A 19,283-nucleotide genomic window follows, 5' to 3' on the forward strand; every position below is an offset into this window, starting at 1 on the left:
GAATAGCCGATGTAATAGAGAAATTTCATCGCGTCTTCCGCCTGGTCTGAATGCACCGGGTGAGTCCAATTTTTTGGACGCGATCAAATAGCCAAATTTCGGAAAACTCTTTCACATACGATAGAAATTGAGAATTTCACCCCTCAATTTCACACGCGGCCTCGGATCGGAACGAAAAAAAAACATTTATTTTGTCGCTATCTGGACAAATTCCATCCGCTACTTGTTCCATCATATTCGGCACATTGTGTTACCGGGAGATTGCCGGTGAATAAGGCGATCGATATCCTGATACACATTCCAATCTTCCTAATGTTGTCGACTCTATGACTGCCCTCGGAAACTTCGTTCGAGATCGTCGCATCGAGCTCGGCCTAACCCAGGCCACGCTGGCGACACGTATGGGCGTGGACGACACATACATCAGCGCAGTAGAGACGGGACGGCGAACGCCCGATAGTTCGCCATTCCTGGAGATGCTCGGTCGAGCTCTGGAGCTTGACAGTGATCGCGTTCGTCAGTTGTTCAACGTGGCGCGCAGATCGCAACGATTTTTTCGCCTGCCGGAAGAGCTGTCGCCCCGCAAGCACGCCGTGTTCATGGCAATCGCGGAAGACCTGCCGCGATTGAGCGCGGAAGACGTCGAGGTAATCGCAAGCGTTCACACGGCACTAGTGCGGAACCGGAAATCTGACGCTCCACATAATGCCGATGTGATTGAAGGAGGGACCATGTAAAGAAAAAGCGCCGCAAACCCGAGGGGCCAGCAGCGCTCTGTGGTCGGAACAAAAGAAGATTCGTGATTTGGCGATTTCGAGTCTCCTCCGCTCCGCCCCCAGAGTCAAGCCCTTCTTTTTCCTGTCGATCCGCTGCCCCATGCGATTCGAGCAAATTTTGTCGAGTCGCGGATAGCGCTCGCCCATCGTCAGCGCAATTCTCGACAACGTTTGGTTGTCGAGGGGGTAGCTCACACCTGAAAAGGAGCAGAAGTGAAAGCGAGGTACTCGACACCGCTTCCATGGGTCACCGGTCATGAGCCGGTCCGCAAAATCGTGTCGCGGTCTGGCGGAATTCCACGCGGACTCTTCCCGAGTCACAAAAATAACCGAATGGTCGGATATGAACACTTGCTGGAGGCAGATGCATGCGTCCTATTCGAGATGTCCCCCCAAATCGCGGCCTATCATGAACAACCAATACGCATCTCGTTTCCCGACGGAGATCGGACACGCCTTTACACACCCGACTATCAGCTCGAACTGACGGACGGCAGGCAATTCCTGGTCGAGATCAAACCGGCGCGTCGCCTGGCCGCCCCGGAGATGCGTGACAAATTCGATCGCATCGAAGAGCACATGCATCGACTCGGGTTGTCATTCCTAGTTCTAACGGACGAGCTCATTCGCAAGCAACCGCGATTGACCAACCTCCGGCGCCTGCGATATGACGCGCCACTCTTCGCAGTCGACTACGATGCGATTCGCCGTAGCCTGAGGACGGTATCTCATTCTGGGATCGTTACATTAGGACAACTTATCGAACTCCTCGATTCAAGTACCGTTGTTGATCTTCTTATGCGTGGGCATGCGACATGCCCCCTCGATCGTCCACTCAGCCATGACACGCCTGTCAACATATCTCTGGAGAGTAAGCATGAATGGTTTCTCATTGACGAAGGGACAGGTTTTTAAGATCGATGGCGTGAAATTCCGTATCGAACGCACACTCGATAATGGAATTGTCACACTTGAGAATTGCGAGACATTGGACCTGGTCCGTAAGACAAGGCAGGAGATTTTGGAGGCTTACGCGGAAGGACGAGTGGTGGTCGTACCCCGACGTCTCACCGAGGCAGATGCCCCTTCTGACGACGCCGCTTTGCGCTCCCGATATGGGCGTCCGTTTTGCGAGCTTAAAAAATCAGTACAAGTAGCTGCACTCCGGCGGAAAGCATACGTGGATCTCATTTTATCGAATGGTCGCCCATCATACACACCGAAAATTTTACAACCATTCATACTGCAAGTAGCCCAGACAATCAACGATAAAAAACCTCCGAGTCCCACAACCATTTATCGCTGGTGCGAAGCGATTGGAACCTCAAACGATCCCCGCAGGCTAATACCCCGACACGACCTCAAAGGCCCACGCAAACCGCGAACGGACCAGAAAGTCATTGACCTCTTCATGGAAAGCATTGTTGAGGAAGCAGCCATCGCTCGCAAACTGGTGATGACAAATGTCGAGGACCGCCTTTCAAAAAAGATCACCCACGCCAATCACTTTCTCCCAGAAAACGAGCATCTTCAGATTCCCGATACGAGGACTCTGTATCGATTGTTCGGCAGAGTGCCTGAGTACGACATCACTATACTCAATGAAGGAAAACCTGTCGCTGACCGACGATATCGAATTGTTCGACGAGGTGTACAAGTTTCCCGTGTCCTTGAGCGGGTAGAAATCGACCATACACCATTCGACGTGTTTCTCTTGGACGAAAAAACGTGGCTTCCGTGCGGTCGGCCAACCTTGACAATGCTGATCGACGTCTTCAGCCGCATGCCGTTAGGCTATTACATTAGCTTTGACGACACATCAACACTGGCAGTCATGCGCGCCGTCCGACATGCACTTCTTCCAAAGAAGCCAGCTAGAGCCGTCGTGCCAAACCTGATCGTGCAGAACCCTTGGCCCTGCTACGGCCGGTTCGAAGTGCTGGTGTGCGACAACGGCGCGGAGTTTCACAGCGCCTCCCTAGCTGCCGCCTGCTTCGACTTGCAAATACAGTTGTTGTTTTGCCCAAAGAGGCAACCTCGGTTCAAGGGCGTGGTAGAGCGCTTTCTGAAGACTTGCAATTATTCCTTTGCTCATAGATTGCCGGGTACCAGCCTTGCACATTTCGCAGCTCGCGGTGACTACGATCCACTCACCAACACGGTTCTAACAATTTCCGAATTCACCCATCTCTTTGAGAAGTGGCTTCTTGATGTTTACGCGCAAACCGTACACAAAGGTATCGGTACCACTCCGAGCAAAAAATGGGAAGAAGGAATTGCCGGCGTATCTCAGAATCTTCCTGCGTCGGCCGAAGAAATCGCTTTGCACCTTGGAATCTACAAAAGGCGTAGCCTGCGCCATGACGGTGTGTTGCTCAATGGCCTTTACTACGCAAGCGACGACCTACTACCGATCATCTCTACATACGGCATAGGCGTACGTGTCCGAGTTGCATACGACCCCGAAGACCTTGGCTCTATATGGCTTTGGGCGCCCGACGGGCAAGAGAAAATTCGCGTGCCGGCCGTCGAAGCAGGCTACGCCAAAGGACTTCGCTTGGCACAGCACAAATTGATCAGCAAGTACCGTCGTGATAGCGAGGAAAACGGTGAGCGCGCCAAGAGCCTAATGGAAGCACGCATCGAAATTGCCGAGGCCTTATCTGGCCTTGCAAGCTCGAAGCATCTCCGGCAGCGACGAAAGGCGGCTAAAGCGCTAGGCGTGAGCAACGAAAACCCGTCCGGGAACGCAACGCCGAGTCTTCCCCCTCCTCAGAAATCTCGTGTGACGACCTCCCCAGTCAACGCCCGAGATTCCTCTGTAAAGCTAAATCGAATCCGGCGAAACATCATCTAACGGGTGAAAAAATGAAGGAAATCTCAGCCTTGTCTGCAAAGCAGTTGGATGCCTTGGATCGGTTTCGCCGTGAAACCCTCATGTTTCCACAATTCGAGACCGCCTATCGCAGCATATCGGAATCGCTGACCCTGTACCGAAGAACGGGGCTCGCCGAATGCTTGGCTATATACGGTGAAACTGGCTGTGGCAAAACTACGGTGTGCAAAGTTGTCGAGGGTGAAAATCAGCGCTACTCTGAACCGCACCGCGACGTCGTTCCTGTCCTCTATGCTTCTATCCCAGCACTAGCGACCATCAGTTCGGTCGCCGAGTGTCTCCTGACGAAAATTGGAGATCCGGCTCCATCCAAAGGGACCAACTCGTCGAAGACCGAACGATTGATTGGACTCATTCAGGCATGTTCGGTCGATTTGGTCATACTCGACGAGTTGCAACATGTTCACGATCGAGGGCAGTCGCCAACGATCTACAAAGTGGGCGATTGGATCAAGAACTTCGCGGACCGAATCGCGAAACCCGTCGTTCTTGTCGGTATTCGCCGTGCCGAGATACTTGTCGCCACAAATGGGCAGCTCCGTCGTCGATTTTCGGCCGCTCTGCCCATGGATCCCATGACGTTCGATAGCGAGCGAGGAATTCAGGAATTCATGGCTCTGGTGTCGACTCTATTCGACGCGCTACCAGTTCAATGTGCACTCCAGCCCTCGTCATACCAAGCACTCGAGCGACTGTACTACGCGACCGATGGTCGGATCGGCTATTTGGTCTCGCTATTTCAACGCGCGCTCATGCTTGCATTCCGCTCCGATTCGAAAATCGTTTCGGAAGCTATCCTAGAGCAAGCCTTCGTCGAACAAATTTGGGAGGCTGGCTATGGCCAACTCAACCCGTTCAACAAAGACTTCTGTCTTCGTCGCTTGGACAGACGGCTAGAACCCTTTGCGGCGGAGAGCATTGGTGCGAAACCGAAGACGAGCCGTCAATCGAGAAGGGGAGCAAGATGAGCCGCGCACCTCTCTTGCTCCGCGATCCACCTCACAAAGATGAGAATCTCACCGAGTATCTGCGCCGGCTCTTGGGTATCAATGGATACCCAGGAAGCTTCAATTGCGTCAAAGACATCCTTCAAAAAAATCCCGTCACTATCGAAGATCTTGCCGATCTAACCCTCGTTTCGGCCAAACAGCTGAATTGCCTGCCGGAGCCGTGGCCTTCGTGGATCAAACGGGACGGCAACACAGCTTCGCCGGAGAAGGAGTCGTGGCTCAATAGAATCCGTATGCGTTGGTGTCCGGCATGCCTAGCCGATGACCACTACATGAGGTCAGCATGGTCGCTAAGCGTATTCGTAGCATGTCCGACACACGGCGCGATGCTAAGAGAGTCGTGCGACGCATGCGGCAAAGTGGTGACGTGGAGGAGCGGGTCCTACATACAGTGCTCGTGCGGTCGGAGGTTTACCGAAATGCCAATGGAGCCAGCATCGGAAGCGCATATGACGTTAATGCAATGGTGCAGCAGTAACGGCTCGAGGCAGCTAGTCAGTTCCGAGCAACGAGCTTCGCGCCGTGTTGTCACGCCTTTTGCACGCCTTTCACAAACTCAATTCTTGCGCCTGCTCCATGCATTGGCGCCGCACATATCCGCTCGCCCTACACATCGTCATGGTCGGACACCCGAGCTTCAGAATTTGAGCACGGCCGCAGACTATGTGGATCAATGCTCTCAACTTTTGCTGCACTGGCCATATAGCTTCCAGACTATGATGGCCAAGTACGATGAAAAGACCACTACCGAAACGAGCATTCGTCGAAAATACTCCGCCCTTTATCGCTTACTTTACAAGACACTCGCGGGCGATGAATTCGACTTCATGAGGCGAGAGTTCGAAGCACACCTCGATGGCCACTGGTATGGGGCAATCGACGGACGGCATCGCGCGTTCAGCAAGCGAAAGTGGCGCACCATGCTGTCCGCATCCGAGATTCGCCGAGAGTTGGGGTGCTCGCGCAGCATGATCTGGCGGCTGATTTCGACCAGCCGACTCAATGCTCGCGTTCTTCGTAGTCCAATTGGACGACGCTTTGCTGTCGCGGACGCAAACAGTGTTGCGCAGACGAGGGCCGCTCTTCGCGATGCCATCGATCTACATGCAACTAGCGAACTGCTTGGCATAAGCCGCCGCCGGATTCGCATCTTGTTGACTGCCGGCTTGATCGGGGAAGCTCCAAATTATCATAGGAGCAAGTGGTCTATATCCGTGCACGAAGTGCGCCGCCTGCTTGATCTTCCCGCATGCGACCGCGCGGACCATTCGCCCGAGGAGACTCTGCTGCTCAGACATGTACTCCGGCACATGTGTAGAGATAACGCGGTGTTCTTGAGGGTCGTCGAGTCGCTGCTTAGCGGGGCAATACGATCGTTCGGGAAGGCAGCAGGCGTCCGCGGAATTGGAGCATATCTGGTGCACAAGGACGACGTCCGTTCGGTTATCTGCGATGCGAAGTGTCTTCCCCCATCGACGATGAGCGCCCAGGTAGTCGCACAGGCGCTTTCAATAAAGGAGGAGGTTGCGTATCACCTGATCCGATCCGGTCTATTGCCTCATGAGGTGTATCGCGTCAATGGTCGAGCGATAGATCTGGTCACTAAAGATGACGTCGTGAAGTTCCGATCAACCTACGTCTCACTGGTCGATATTGCCAAACGTTGGAACGTCTCTCCGAAGGCGGCTCTGCGCCGCCTCAGCGAACGGGGGGTCGATGCAATCACGGGGCCGTCCGTGGATCGCTCACGGCAGTATTTCTATCGCGTTGCGGATGTCTCCGCCACTTAACAAGTAGCCGCTACTACTGCAGGAACCGGCAAGATCACGAACCGTCGCCGGGCGATTTCACCCGGCGACGGTTCGTGCAGTTGAGAATCGAACCTACAATTTCAAACCCAATGAAAATCGAACCTATCGATCTTGAGAAAATACACAGCAGTGCTTCGCAAAGCGATACCCCTTATCGTCTCAAGTTAGACACCTATCCAGCTCGCGGCAACCATAACGTCGCATTCGGCCTCACACTGCGAACGCTCCGAACATCTCAAAATCTCACGCAGGAAACGCTGGCGTTTGCTGTAAACCTAGACCGAACGTACATCTCGCTCTTGGAGCAGGGTCGCCGGTCACCAACGCTCGACACAGTCGCCGCGCTGTGCAGAGGGCTCGGGTTTTCGATTGTTGAGTTTCTCTCGATCGTCGAGTCGCGGCTTACGCCCGCGCCGAAAGAGTAACGCGAGCCTACATGGCGAACGCGAAACGCGGATCCTTATATCGCTACCAATCTGGTGCTCAACACCAAGGGGGGACAATGCGAATTTTTGTTGATACAGAGTTCACCGACTTCATCGACTGCAATCTAATCAGCGTTGCGTTGGTCGCCGACGATGGCCAGGAGTTCTACGCCGAGTGCAACGACTTCAATCGACGCGCCTGCAGTGCATTTGTCCATGAAGCGGTACTGCCGCAGCTAGGTCGATATCCTGATCGCGTGTTCTCTCGCCAAGATCTCCAGCTGGCGCTTCATGAGTGGTTGCGCCCATTCAAGGGTGGCATCTTCTGCATGGACTTCGCAGGAGACTGGGATCTTCTTGTAGATCTCCTCGATGGCGTACCGAGTGGCTGGCAGGGGCTTCTCATACGTGACGAGATCGACCAGGTTCGGTTGGAGTCCTACTACGCCCAGTTCGGCGGTCGCCACCATGCGCTACACGATGCCCGCGCTCTGCATTACGCGATGCAAGATGGACGTGCGTCTACGCATCCCGCGAAGTCTGGCTCAGACTGACATCGATCACTACCACTCAGGAAACGAACTCATCAATCTGTTGAAGTATGGCGGGATCGTCTATCCCACGAGTCGGATCGCATACAACGAGGCGGGATAGTAGTTCCGGGGCAGACGCGAATTCCTTGGGGGCGTCGTCCAGAATCAGGACATCGGCTAACGTCAGCCGACGCCTTCGCATATAGTCCGTTATCCGTAGCGAGCGGCTCTCGATGCGCCGGTTCGTGAGATAAATTTCGGTAGCTGCGCTCAGCTCGCGCAGATACTCATCTTGCAAGCGTTTGAGGTCGAACATATAGATCCAGGTGCTGTGGATTGCAATGTCGACCGCTTTCCCGCTGACACGTTCGGCAAGCTTGGTCTGCAGTGAACAGACACCCTGTCCGACGACCGCCGGTCCGTTGGGCCCATACTCGAGTTCGCCCACCGAATTTGGATGTAAGACTCCATCGATGTCGAGGAATATCGTTGCCCTTTTGCTCATTGCGGAACTCGCCCATAGGGGACAATAAAAGCACGCCAGATCAGCAACAACGCTGGCGGATGCGCGCTCCTTCCGACACTATTCTATGCTAAGTGATTGCTCTCGCAGGTAGGTAGTTCAACAGCAACAACAACGATGATGATTGTTTAAAAGATTGTTGCGAGCTGTCGGCCGAGTACGTTTTCATCGCATCTCGGCCTCAAGTGTGTCGTCAACGTGCCGTTATGCAGTTAACTCGCACGACACAACCCTACGCCACGCCATACGGCATGGTTAGCGACTAGTGATATCGGTCGAATAGACAGAACTATGGACGCGAATACAAAATTTCTTGCACCGGAGGCTGTTCGGGCAACCTTCGAAATCGTTCGGCGAGCAATCCAGTCCAATCGCCCCAAAAGGACCCTGACTCCCGTCGAAGTGAATGCCGACAAGGCGATTGCCATTTTCCTCTTTTGTGCGGGCTTTGGCTTTGCTTTATTGCTCTGCCTTTATATGATTCACCACTTCTGGCCTACCCCGGTTCTGGCCACTCTGGCATTGAGTGTTGCGATCAGCGTGGAAATCGCCAGTTTGCTGTCGCTAATTGCGGTCGTGATACAAGCCATCCCCATGTTAAATCGCATCCGAAAAAAACCCGTTGGTCCGATACTTGAGCTGGCCAGCGTTGATATTGATCGATTGCTGCCGTACTGCAACGACCTCATGCGCTTTTCCTTGCCTGAATTGGCCTATGTTCGCGGACAAATCTCTCACCAGCGAGACGCGTTTGACAATCGACGTGGGCGGTTGATTGGTCAACTTGACAAAATTGGGACGTTTCCGGCGCTCGCAACTCTTGGGATCAGCGTCGCCAAACTGATGCAAGATCAACACATTGCCCTGAACAGCTCAATTGCCTGGTCGATCGCAGGATCGCTTGCGGCATTCTATCTCCTCAGTCTTCTGCTTGCTGATACAAGCGACAAGCTAACACAAGTAATCGAATTGCTGAATTTCGTCATCGACAATCACCCGGAGAAGGAGAACGATGAGTAGCATTGGCGTGCCAAAGTAAGGGGCTTTTGACGCACAAATCTAATACGACGGATCCTCACTGTTGCTCTCAGCACTTATACGCCATACGCACATGCAAAAATTCACGCACCAGCTATTTAATGTTCGTTCGTACCTCAAGGTTCAATTGGCCCCGTTCGACCGCTCGTTTTTTTGGTCCGCGATCGTGCCAATAGAGGGATTGAGGATTGCATTTTGGTGGGCCGCACCAGCTACAGTCGCCGTGTTGTTTATCACACACTTCAAAAACCAACTACCCGCCAGTTATCTGGAAGCCGCTATTTCTGATGGAATAGGTCCACACATATGGAACGTGGTGGGTATGCTCGGCTTGGTACTTTTCGGTCTTGCAGTTCTGTTCCCAAAGATCAAATTTATTGCTACCGGGGCATATCAAGTTTTGATCAACACTTATGGGATGGGTGGTTTAGCCATCGGCCTATTGATTGGAAAAATTGTGGCTCAGCTGCCGCCTTCACTGTCAAAACTCGAGATGTTGAAGGCTTGGCTCGCTGGCACCGGCATCGCTCTACTTATGCTCGAGCTGTTCGTGCTCAATTTTTCACTTTGGTGCTTCGCAAGCTTGATGCGATCAACAAAAGAGGATGATGGATTTCTACGCCACGTAGCAAGCATCGACCTGCGGCTACGCCTACTTGCATTCATCTTGCTGTCTATCTTGCCTCCCGTAGTGTTTCTTGTCCGTGGACACTAGATCTCGGAGCATCCGACATGCTCGCTGGGTCAGCACGTTCGACATGCATCGCTGATGCACGCAATGACTTCCATCAATATGAGCGACGTGCCGCATCAGGTCTTCATGGAGCTAACGGATGTCATTGCTAATTAGATCCGCAAGCGTCCGCTCAAAAAATACACCGCTAGCCAAGATAAACTGGAGGATGCGCGCGAGGCGAATGAAAAGAGCATCACTTACGCTGATGAGTACCAGGAGAAGCACGATAACGAGTACTCGTAAGACCCATATAGTTAGACGCGACCAAGCAGACGGCGTCAGATCGCCTGACTCAGTTTGGCCAGAAGCAGTTAGTCGACACGATCTTCCTGCGAACGCATAATCTCACCAGACGACGTGGGCGATACGCAACCAGTCGAGCGTCCCGGTTGCTGCGTCGACGGTATAACTACGAAGAACAGGAGGAAAATTTGGCTGATTCAGAGCACCTTAAAGATTTGAAGTCTGTATGGGGCAACTCATGCCAGTCTATGTGGGCCGAATTACTGGCCTTGTCCATTGCAGAGTCACACGTCATATCAAATTATGCTCAAATTCCTTCTGAACGCCTTTTAACCGACATGTTTTATGTACCAAAATTGGATGGTCGGCTGAGAGATCTGCGGCGTGACACGTTTCTCGAACGTGTAACCGTATACAAGCAATCGGTGATAACAAATAGGCTGGTCGTTCTCTCTGCCAGCTTCGAAATATATTTGTCAAATTTTATTGATGCCTTCGCCAAGAAGAAACCGAAGTTCTGGGATCCAATTGCATCGGAGTACACTGCTGATGGCAATAAATTCATCGGCACTGTTCGCCAGACCCGCGGACTCGACCAGAAAATATTGAAATTCGGAGAGCTTGCCCCTTCGAAAATAAAGTCAATAGGGCCGCATCTACCCTTTTTAGTAGACGTTTATATGCTTCGCAACGTCCTTGCTCATCGAGCGGGTCTCGTGGATGCCGGTGCCGCCGGAGTTTTCAAACACGTCAAAATTGCAGCTGGTGAGCGTGTAACAATAACCACTGAGCAATTACTGGAGTTGGCGGCTCCGGTGATCAAGATCGCTGAAGCATTAGACAAGAAACTTTAGGCGATTGGAGCTTCGATGGTCGTGCGAAACGTCTAATGTGTTGCGCCGACCGGTTGAATCCGCCGTCGAACTGCGCCGGTCGCACTTCGCAGGGCGGTTGCCGGCCGACTTCGGGCCAGTTGCGGACGCTCGACATATGTGGCTAGATTGCTGACAATCCTGTTGCCTAGAATCTACCTGATTTTCCTTTATATCTAACAGGATGCGAGATGGACAAGAGTCATGCCGATCATATCATTGAACACTTCGAAAAAAATGCCGCTTGGGCGAGGGAACGCAACCACTTCTTCGAGTCACTTTGCGCGGCCGAATTTCATTGGTTCTTTGTTCAGGGTATAGACGCGATTCGGAACGAATTCTACGTTCCAGGAGCTTCCTCACTACTAAACGGGATCGAGGCGAGTCTGCGCGTCACCATTGCGCAAGTAACTGGAGCTGAACCTGGTAAACCCTTGGACGAATTGTCCCCCTACCGCGTTCTCAGCAATAACCTCATTGTTAATGCTTCAGACGTAGGAATGCCGGTAAGCGCACTAGCCTTTCCCGGGGAAAGTGATTTTCTACAAAAACTCACAACTTCAAAACCCAATCGCGTAGATGTGGAGATCGTACGCCAAAGAAACAATATCTGTCATGGCAATATTTTCGAATTCATCAATCGGGATCTCGGGCCGGAGAATTCGTTTTTCACGCCAGAATGTCTCCGCTCACTTGCATACACCCTTCTCGAAGTGAGTCGAGTTTGGGCGGGAGAGCTCGGGAAGTTCCGAAGATCAAAGGGCCTCCTTCACTATGACTAATACCTTGAATACTGGTCCGTTCGCCGTCACGATTGCAGTCCGACGTTGGTCTGGAGGCCAGCGCAGCCGGAGCCCTCACTGGTAGCGTGTCGCGTGCGGCGGGATTCGTAGAGGCGTAATTGGCGGTTCTATTATTGTTTGGGCACTCGTTCAGACAAGTACTTTGAACCAGAATCTTTGGGACCTCACAACTAGACGCGAAATCATTTTGCGCTGAGGGAAAACATGTTGAATTTCCGTACCACGAAAGCTGGCGTCGATTTCGACTACCAGCCAGAGTTTGGCACTCAACATCAGTGGGTCTGGGAAGAAATGAAGAATGGGAAATCCACGGAGGTATCTCGCGTATTCTCCTTTCGAAAAGCGGACCTCAAGAATCCTCCCACCAAGAGCACGGACTTTACTGAATACGTCTACACATTTCGCTTTGGCACGTTTGAAGACGAGTACTTGCGAATCCCCGGCCGTGTCTTTTCTATCGAGCGAGATGTCCTCGTAAGCCGTGAGCTCCGACTCAAACGTTCGGTCTTTGTCGCGGAACGAAATGTTTCAATTATGAAGCGACTCTCCGGCCTTCTCGATAACGATGAGCCTATCGTTATCGGGGGCGATCGCGCCGGGAACATTCCACTGCCCATCTATCAAGAGTTGCTCAGGAAATTCCCGACTACACACGAGCTTAATCGCTACGCTTCTGCACGCGTTCACACCATTCTCTCGCAGTATGTGGATGGCATGAAGGATGCACGGGGGCTTTACGAGTCGTACCTCGATAAGAAACCAGCACTGAATGGAACCTTTTCTGCTGAAGATCCGCCGGAACTCACAGCACTGAAGGAACAGGAGGTTCTAAAATATCGCCTTATCTACGACGAAATTCAACAGATTCTGCTGACCGGCAAGAACCTGTCCGAGAAAGAATGGCAACGACAGATGGTTTCATTTCTTCCACTACTGTTTCCAAAGTACATCAGGGTTCTTCAGAACATCACAATTAACGACTACTACAGCAAGTCTGGCAAAACGTCCAAGCGATATATCGACGTTGGCCTAGTGGACGCGAGCGGGAACCTCGATGTCATTGAACTCAAAAAACCATTCGAAGACAAAATTCTTCGCCAAGGACTGTACCGAGGCAACAACATTCCGACTGCTGAGTTAGCAGGTAGCGTCATGCAGGCAGAAAAGTATCTCTTCCACTTGTCGAAATGGGGTGTCGATGGAGAGCGCGCTCTTACGAAGGCCTACGCCTCCGAACTTCCTCCTGGATTGGAAATCCGGATATCCAATCCGAAGGCAATCATTATCGTCGGCCGCAGCCAGATTGGCGGTAAGAAGATGACTGATAGCCAGCAACTCGATTTTGAAATCATCAAGCGCAAGTACGCGAACATGATGGACATCATCACTTACGATGACTTGCTAGGCCGCCTCCAAAACACCATCTACGCGCTCGAACACTGACATGCCATCCAGCCAGTGACGTAGGGCTGCCTGTGCAGAAGGAGGCGCCTCTCTGCGGACTACCTCCAGGTTGACGTGTAGAGGCAGCCTCTGGCCAGACGCGGCTGTCCACCGTGTGCACGCTCTCGAGGCCAAGCACGAAATCCAACCGAATCGCCACTCACTCAACTTCACCCGGCGAACGTCCGCTACGGAGCCTATTTAGTGACCGCCGCAGGTCGATCACGGCCCTTGATGAGGTGACGTCCAAGCAATCTTAGACCTGATCTGACGCTGACTTAGAGATCAGGTCTAGATTTACACACGTAAGATATTCCGGCCTTAGCCAAGCAGTCGAAAACAGCTCGTGAACGCTATGTAGCTTGCGGGACAAGGCGACACTTCCGCCTCGCAGATCGAAATGTCGGTTGCGTCACTTCAAGAAGCGCTTGATCTGCTCGTCGTTAACAGCCGGAGGCGGTGGGAGTGAGAACTCTTTTCAACTCACGACAGAGGAACTACAAAGCTCGACGATCTATCGACGTGTCTTGTACACGCGCTTAAACACGACGCGCTCGCCGAACATCTTCTGTATGAGCAAGCTAAGCCCAACGAATACAACTGCACCTGTAACCCAGCCGCCTACTGACATGGACTCGGGCAGATGCCGATGCGCTTGATAGCCCGCGAATGCGGCAGCAAGCAGTGCCGCGCCGAAAAGCCCTCTTGCCGGTCCATACTCAACTTCAGCCTGACACCCCGTGCAAACCGTCGCGCCGCGCGGAACCCCCGTGCGGCAGTGAGTACAAGTCATATTGCTCATTATTTTCACGATCTAGGCTATAGAACCACTCGACTGCCAGACGCAGCGAGCCCCTTTAAACGCATAACGACATAAAGGTAAGATTCTTTAGACGAATTCGCAACGCCTCAACATACGAATTCTGGATCGCGCAATTTTCACGACTAGCAGGCCGATTTTCGAAACAATGCGCCGCCAAACTGCCTGAGCTCAGGCAGTGGGTTCAAGGGCTGGCTGCTCTAAGGCAATCATTTCCACGACGGACTGGAGTTCGCATAGCAAGTCCGCCTGTTGGACTTGTAGGTACTGGCGCACGGACTCGTTCTCAAGCAGCCTCGCAAGATAGCCCTTTGCGAGCACGAGGTTGAGCACGTCCTGCCCATAAGTCTGTTCGACCACCTTGTACTGTCCCTGCAGGTTGCTCATCTCCCGTTCCATCTTCGCCATTTGCTCGGGGCTCACGCCGGCAAGCTTCCTCGGTTTCTTCCCCTCGATCAGCCGAGAAGCCGGTGTCGCAACGAGCAACGCTTCAGCGTACGAGACAGACAGGTTGTTTGCTGCCACCATGAGCTCGACACATTCGACTTGCCGCGTCGGCTTCATCTTACGCAGAGCTCGCGCGAGCTCCGGCGAAAACTGCCGGTCCTTCAGGAGCTCGGTCGCTTCAGCGCAAATCCCGTCCAGCAATGCCATCCTCTTGATGATCTGCGACACATCTACCGACAAGGCCTTTGCGAGTCGCTCCGGAGATACGCCTCGTTCAACGGCTCGACGAATCATGAAGTGCTCCTGGATGGTCGATAGTCGATTGACGCGGTTGTTGTACGTGTAGCTCTCATCGTCCGTCGCAACTAGGCATGACACGGTGTTGAACTGGAGTTCCTGCAATGCGATCAAGCGGAGATGTCCATCAAGCAGAACATGGTTGCCCGATGCCTGGTCGACCGGCGTCACCGAAAGCGGTTCGATCAAGCCCACCTCTTCGATGGAGCTTATGATCTGTTTGAACTTTCGCGAGTTCATCATGCCGGCCGGCGTGCGTCGTGATGGCAGGATGCTCGTGATCGGAACGGAGAGTGGTTCCGGAATAAACCCAAGTGCTACGCCGGTCATGCTGGACTCCCGCTCGGCCATACACGTTCCGCCAGATACTTCGGCAAAGTCGCCAGTTCCTCAGCGCGCAGCAGATTGACGAAGTTCTCATCGGCAAATAGCTGCCTGAGGGCACCGACGATGAACAGCAACCGCTGCTGCGTAAACTCTGCCTTGCGCACCATCGTTTTCTGTCGCTCAACCTCATGCTGATACGTTCGGACGAGGCTCGATGTGGTCACGTCCATCACCTTGCGCGTCATGTTTCGATTCGCCGTGCGGCCGAGCGCTTTCCTCCGCTCGATGACGCGCCGAGCGTCCATCAGCTGGCGCCCGCGCAATCTTCCCGATTCATATGCCTCCTGCAGCGCCGCCTGGATCGCCTCATCGTCGTCGCCGGCACCGACAATCGAAAGCGCCGCGTTCAGCGGAATTCGGCCTTTCTCCACCGCGATCACAAGTCGCTCCTCGCCCTGATGCAGCAACGTCAGGATGCCCTGCACGTAGTGCTGTGTGAGGCCCGTCTTCTCGGCGATCGCCTTCGGCGCGTATCCGCGTTCCTGCAGTTCGCGTATGCCGGCGAGCAGTTCGAGCGGTCGGCACTGCCGTCTCGCGATGTTCTCCGTCAGACTCATGATGAACGCGTCTTCGTCGCTCACGCTCACTACCAGCGCCGGTATCGTCGTTTCGCCGAGCGATCGGAACGCCTTCAGTCGTCCCTCCCCACACACGAGGAGATACTTCTCGATGCCACTTGCCGTTGCCCGTGGCGTGACCAGGATCGGTTTCTTCAGGCCGATTGTCTTGATGTTGGTTACGATTTCCTCGAAGACGCGACCATTGCGCTCGCGAGGATTGATCACTTCGATCTGGCTGATGGGGATCATCCGAACCTCACCGGGCTGTTCACGCTGAGTCATGCTCGTCTCCTCAGACGAGCACGCTGTGCCATACCGTATAAGTACTCCAGCGTGTCAAAGCGATAGCTCTCGAACTCGATCGGATTCCAGTCCGCGAGACTGATACGAGGCTGCCAAAAATCGATGTGCGGCAGCAGGTAGTAGTCAAGCGCCGTCGAGTTGCTCTGGTCCAACCTGACTGCGACAGTGATATCCGGCAGCAGGCTCGTGTCGAACCGGACCTTCCAGCGGTTACGGCCGCTGTTGCGCACCTGACACCGTGACAGCACGATGCAGGCAGTGAACTCCCGATTCACGGTCAGCAGGTCGGTCGCCGGATCACGCGACACGGATCCGCCGAGATCCGCGATCTTCTTTTCGGTCTCGGCAACGATCTCTGGGTGCAGTTGCCGAATGAAGCGATTCGTCTCGATATAACGATAGTCACGGCCTGGCGTGAAGCCAACCGTCTGGTACGCACGAATCAGGCTACCGAAGCGATACACATAGACTGAGGTGGATGGCATGCCCTCCGTTTCGTCGATCACGACGCCCGATAGAAAGCCTCGGCTTCGGTACAGGTTTCGCAGACGCTCGATAAGCTCCTCACTCGAATAGCGCCGAGCGCGCGCCCGCATGATGCCCTGCGCGGTATAGAACGTTTCGCTCGGCACGATGGGTTCGAACGCACCCTCCTTGCGTATCCACATCTCCGACGGATTCGTGACACGAGATTTCTTCAGCTTGAACGACACACGGTTGTAGACGTTGTTGCCGATGTACTTTTCGTTGGTCAGCACCTCGCGAATGGTTGCCCGAGTCCAGGGTCGCCCAAGGTCGGTCTGAACATTCATGCCGTTCAGGCGAGCGGCGATCTCGTGCTCATTGAGTGACTCATTGATAAACCAGCTGTAGATGAGATTGACGATTCGAACCTCGCTTTCCGGGCCGGGCATCAGAATAACGCGGTCCGTCTGCAGGCACTTGTGCTGACCGCGTTGCAATTCCCCTTTCATGAGGCCATGCTCGTCGACTAGGATTCGACGCAACGCATAGCCTGCCGGGCCGCCTTGCCGGAAACCGAGTTCGATCAACCGGCACTGGCCAGCGAAGACCTTCGCTGACAACTCGCGGCTGTACTCCCCGGCCATCGCGCGCTTCACACCTTTGACGATCGTCGAAACTGGCGAGCCGTCGTTCTCGAACTGTTCCGCGCAATAGGCGACCTGGATGCCGGCGCGCCGGCAGATGTACTCGTAATAGGCACTTTCGTCTGCATCCTGGAATCGTCCCCAGCGGCTTACGTCGTAGACGAGGATCACTTGGAAATCGGCCATGCCGGTTTCCACGTCCCGGATCAGCTGCTGTAGTGCTTGGCGCCCATCGATACGCAAACCGCTTTTACCCTCGTCGGCGTAGGTCCGCACGATCTCGAGATCGCGACGAGCAGCGTAGTCGCGAATGCGATCGCGCTGATTCTCCGTCGAGTATTGCTGGTGCTCCGTCGACATCCGAACGTATTCAGCAGCCCGCATTCTGCAGGCCTGCTCGTCAACGGATTCGCATGTGCAATCGAGGTCCACGATCCAGCTCCCACTGGCAACCGCCCCTCGCTGCGCCATCCCCGACATCAACTGGGGATTTGTATCGGCGAACGCGTCGCGCCTTGCAATGACGTCGAATGCGAGCGAGTACACAGCCAAGGTAGCAGGCCATAGACCCTTGTCGAACACGTCATCTCTTTGCAATCACGCCGGAACTGGCCTCGGCTCAGACAGCACGGCGATGTGCACCGTCCACGCGTTCATCTTTGCAACGCCGGCCTCAACCGCGTTGCGCAGGATGTAGAATCCAGATGCCAGTGGGCGACATGCCGGCCACACGTCCATGTTTGCAACAGCACTAGCAGTGCGCCGCACATTTCGTCGTCGCTGCATCGCGCAATTGCGATCGCGATAGGCCGGGTGCGTCTCGCGGTAGTGCCGCCAGTAGTCAGGATGTCGGGCTCGCCAGTTGGCCTGAGCCCGGATCTGATTCTCTCGATAGTCGGGATCGACTCGAAGGCGCTCGTGCTGCCATGCGCGCCGGCGAGCACGCTGGCACGCCTTGGCTGAGCAGAAGCGTTGATGCGGGATATGTATGAGCGGAGTGAAGGGTGTGCCGCAGGCAGCACAGATCCGATCCGATTTCATGGCCGTGCTCCACAGAGGAATCGAAGTGGGGCCAGCCGTGTTTGGGGCCAGGGTCAGTTGGAACCGGCTCACGGGACGCGGTGTCCCACCCTCGCAGATTGTCCGCCGTTCGCGATGCTTGTGCGATTCATGCCTGTCAGGTCGACGCTCAGCCCGCGCGCGCAGAGCCTTGTCCTGCGGGCCTCTGCGGCCCACCCGCAAAAATTTTCATGTTTTGTGGCACGGCTGCCGAGTTTTTTCACTATTCGCGTCAAAAAGCTCGAAGCGCCGTGACAGAGTTAGTGAAAAACTCCCATAAATTCAATGTGGGGACTTTTCAACTTCTGTGACACTCGACAGGGAACCATCCACTGAGACATGTATTACTGACTGAGTCCCGATAGCTCGGACTTCTGGTGCTTAGCCTAACGCTACTCTGCACATAACTGCGGCCGCCTCATTGAGGCGGCCGTCGTTTTTTTAACTGCAACATCACTCGTTGGCGTTTCATCCGGATAGCTCGTCACGATACGCAAGCGCTTCCGCGAGCGTGCAGCACAACGCAAATGCTTTGCTCGCTGCAAGCACCGTGTCGGCAAAGCGCTTCTTGCCGTCGTCCTGACCGAGCACATGGTTCGCCACAGCGGGTAGCGTGCGAAATGCCTTCAATCGCCCCTCGCCACATACAAGCAGGTATTTTTCTATGCCCGCAGCCGTCACTCGCGGAGTGACCAGGATAGGTTTCTTCAGCCCGATGGTCTTGATATTGTCGACGATTTCGTTGAAGACCCGACCATTGCGCTCTCTCGGATTAATGACTTCAATCTGAGAGACCGGAATCATACGAATTTCTCCGGGCTGCTGTCGCGAGTTCACGCTACTCTCCTGAGACGAGCGCGCTCGGCCATTCCATACAAGTAGTCCATCGGTTGGAACCAGCTGGCAGCAGTAAGCTACAGAGATCACCATCAAGCGCAGCGTGCCCACCATGGGCGAATCTGGCCTCCATGGCCCGTGACCGACGATAACGCTGATCGCCCCCCCATGCTGAGCAGTAAACTTTGGCGCCTAGAAATGCATGAAGACGAAGTCCACGCACTCGAGGATAACTCCGCCGCCAAAACTGATGAACTTCTGTCGCTAGCCAGCTGAATCAGACGCTATTGCAGCGCCCAACATCGGAGAATATTCAACTAAGGGCAGCGCACATTTCCGCCGCCGAAATGCAAAA

General features: G+C 54.1%; 18 protein-coding genes and 1 pseudogene. 13 read left to right on the plus strand and 6 right to left on the minus strand.

The window, feature by feature from the left end:
* Nucleotides 1–326 precede the first annotated feature (326 nt).
* The 8 genes and pseudogenes from ABY44_RS03560 to ABY44_RS03595 all read left to right on the plus strand — a co-directional run bounded on the left by ABY44_RS03560 (nucleotide 327) and on the right by ABY44_RS03595 (nucleotide 7,472).
* Nucleotides 327–737, plus strand: a complete 411-nt coding sequence (locus ABY44_RS03560; protein ID WP_124573063.1) for a helix-turn-helix domain-containing protein — start codon at nucleotides 327–329, stop codon at nucleotides 735–737.
* A gap of 390 nt (nucleotides 738–1,127) precedes the next feature.
* Nucleotides 1,128–1,691 carry a TnsA endonuclease N-terminal domain-containing protein gene (locus ABY44_RS03565; RefSeq protein ID WP_431640857.1) on the plus strand — a complete coding sequence of 188 codons (564 nt, stop codon included), beginning with the start codon at nucleotides 1,128–1,130 and terminating at the stop codon, nucleotides 1,689–1,691.
* On the plus strand, nucleotides 1,654–3,633 hold the full coding sequence (locus ABY44_RS03570) for a Mu transposase C-terminal domain-containing protein (RefSeq protein WP_431640858.1): 1,980 nt from the start codon (nucleotides 1,654–1,656) through the stop codon (nucleotides 3,631–3,633). The genes ABY44_RS03565 and ABY44_RS03570 overlap by 38 nt, the downstream gene beginning before the upstream one ends.
* An 11-nt stretch (nucleotides 3,634–3,644) precedes the next feature.
* Nucleotides 3,645–4,640 (plus strand): TniB family NTP-binding protein, encoded by a 996-nt coding sequence (locus tag ABY44_RS03575; RefSeq protein WP_431640859.1) that lies wholly within the window; start codon nucleotides 3,645–3,647, stop codon nucleotides 4,638–4,640.
* A pseudogene (locus ABY44_RS03580) lies at nucleotides 4,637–5,002 on the plus strand (TniQ family protein); the annotation flags it as partial. The gene ABY44_RS03575 and the pseudogene ABY44_RS03580, both read left to right, overlap by 4 nt.
* A 399-nt stretch (nucleotides 5,003–5,401) precedes the next feature.
* On the plus strand, nucleotides 5,402–6,472 hold the full coding sequence (locus tag ABY44_RS03585; protein ID WP_431640870.1) for a hypothetical protein: 1,071 nt from the start codon (nucleotides 5,402–5,404) through the stop codon (nucleotides 6,470–6,472).
* A gap of 110 nt (nucleotides 6,473–6,582) precedes the next feature.
* On the plus strand, nucleotides 6,583–6,918 hold the full coding sequence (locus ABY44_RS03590) for a helix-turn-helix domain-containing protein (RefSeq protein WP_431640860.1): 336 nt from the start codon (nucleotides 6,583–6,585) through the stop codon (nucleotides 6,916–6,918).
* A gap of 11 nt (nucleotides 6,919–6,929) precedes the next feature.
* Nucleotides 6,930–7,472 carry a hypothetical protein gene (locus ABY44_RS03595; RefSeq protein ID WP_431640861.1) on the plus strand — a complete coding sequence of 181 codons (543 nt, stop codon included), beginning with the start codon at nucleotides 6,930–6,932 and terminating at the stop codon, nucleotides 7,470–7,472.
* 16 nt (nucleotides 7,473–7,488) lie between these two features.
* Here the strand turns inward: ABY44_RS03595 and ABY44_RS03600 are convergent, their stop codons facing one another.
* Nucleotides 7,489–7,956 (minus strand): HAD domain-containing protein, encoded by a 468-nt coding sequence (locus tag ABY44_RS03600; RefSeq protein ID WP_124573077.1) that lies wholly within the window; start codon nucleotides 7,954–7,956, stop codon nucleotides 7,489–7,491.
* 309 nt (nucleotides 7,957–8,265) lie between these two features.
* On the opposite strand from ABY44_RS03600, the gene ABY44_RS03605 reads away from it, so the two are divergent.
* The 5 genes from ABY44_RS03605 (at nucleotide 8,266) to ABY44_RS03625 (ending at nucleotide 13,109) form a co-directional block, all read left to right on the plus strand.
* A complete protein-coding gene (locus tag ABY44_RS03605) occupies nucleotides 8,266–8,994 on the plus strand; it encodes a hypothetical protein (protein ID WP_124573079.1) in 729 nt (242 codons plus the stop codon).
* 91 nt (nucleotides 8,995–9,085) lie between these two features.
* Nucleotides 9,086–9,727 (plus strand): hypothetical protein, encoded by a 642-nt coding sequence (locus tag ABY44_RS03610; RefSeq protein WP_431640863.1) that lies wholly within the window; start codon nucleotides 9,086–9,088, stop codon nucleotides 9,725–9,727.
* A gap of 452 nt (nucleotides 9,728–10,179) precedes the next feature.
* The gene (locus ABY44_RS03615; protein ID WP_124573082.1) at nucleotides 10,180–10,845 is read left to right on the plus strand and encodes a hypothetical protein; all 666 of its coding nucleotides are present in this window, start codon (nucleotides 10,180–10,182) and stop codon (nucleotides 10,843–10,845) included.
* Between the two features lie 209 nt (nucleotides 10,846–11,054).
* Nucleotides 11,055–11,645 carry a hypothetical protein gene (locus tag ABY44_RS03620; protein WP_124573084.1) on the plus strand — a complete coding sequence of 197 codons (591 nt, stop codon included), beginning with the start codon at nucleotides 11,055–11,057 and terminating at the stop codon, nucleotides 11,643–11,645.
* Nucleotides 11,646–11,870: 225 nt separating this feature from the next.
* Nucleotides 11,871–13,109: a Shedu immune nuclease family protein gene (locus ABY44_RS03625; RefSeq protein ID WP_431640864.1), complete on the plus strand. Its 1,239-nt coding sequence runs from the start codon at nucleotides 11,871–11,873 to the stop codon at nucleotides 13,107–13,109.
* A gap of 991 nt (nucleotides 13,110–14,100) precedes the next feature.
* Here the strand turns inward: ABY44_RS03625 and ABY44_RS03630 are convergent.
* The 5 genes from ABY44_RS03630 to ABY44_RS03650 all read right to left on the minus strand — a co-directional run bounded on the left by ABY44_RS03630 (nucleotide 14,101) and on the right by ABY44_RS03650 (nucleotide 18,928).
* Nucleotides 14,101–15,003 carry a plasmid partitioning protein RepB C-terminal domain-containing protein gene (locus tag ABY44_RS03630; protein WP_431640866.1) on the minus strand — a complete coding sequence of 301 codons (903 nt, stop codon included), beginning with the start codon at nucleotides 15,001–15,003 and terminating at the stop codon, nucleotides 14,101–14,103.
* A complete protein-coding gene (locus tag ABY44_RS03635; protein ID WP_431640867.1) occupies nucleotides 15,000–15,902 on the minus strand; it encodes a ParB/RepB/Spo0J family partition protein in 903 nt (300 codons plus the stop codon). Before ABY44_RS03635 ends, ABY44_RS03630 begins: the two co-directional genes overlap by 4 nt.
* A complete protein-coding gene (locus ABY44_RS03640; RefSeq protein ID WP_431640869.1) occupies nucleotides 15,899–17,512 on the minus strand; it encodes a recombinase family protein in 1,614 nt (537 codons plus the stop codon). The genes ABY44_RS03635 and ABY44_RS03640 overlap by 4 nt, the downstream gene beginning before the upstream one ends.
* Nucleotides 17,513–17,629: 117 nt before the next feature.
* Nucleotides 17,630–18,073: a hypothetical protein gene (locus tag ABY44_RS03645; protein WP_080314755.1), complete on the minus strand. Its 444-nt coding sequence runs from the start codon at nucleotides 18,071–18,073 to the stop codon at nucleotides 17,630–17,632.
* A 486-nt stretch (nucleotides 18,074–18,559) separates the two neighbouring features.
* On the minus strand, nucleotides 18,560–18,928 hold the full coding sequence (locus tag ABY44_RS03650; protein WP_431640868.1) for a type I restriction enzyme endonuclease domain-containing protein: 369 nt from the start codon (nucleotides 18,926–18,928) through the stop codon (nucleotides 18,560–18,562).
* Nucleotides 18,929–19,283: the final 355 nt, after the last annotated feature.

It is taken from the genome of Burkholderia sp. ZZQ-2 (assembly GCF_050768715.1).
In the GTDB taxonomy this organism is placed as follows: Bacteria; Pseudomonadota; Gammaproteobacteria; order Burkholderiales; family Burkholderiaceae; genus Burkholderia; species Burkholderia cepacia.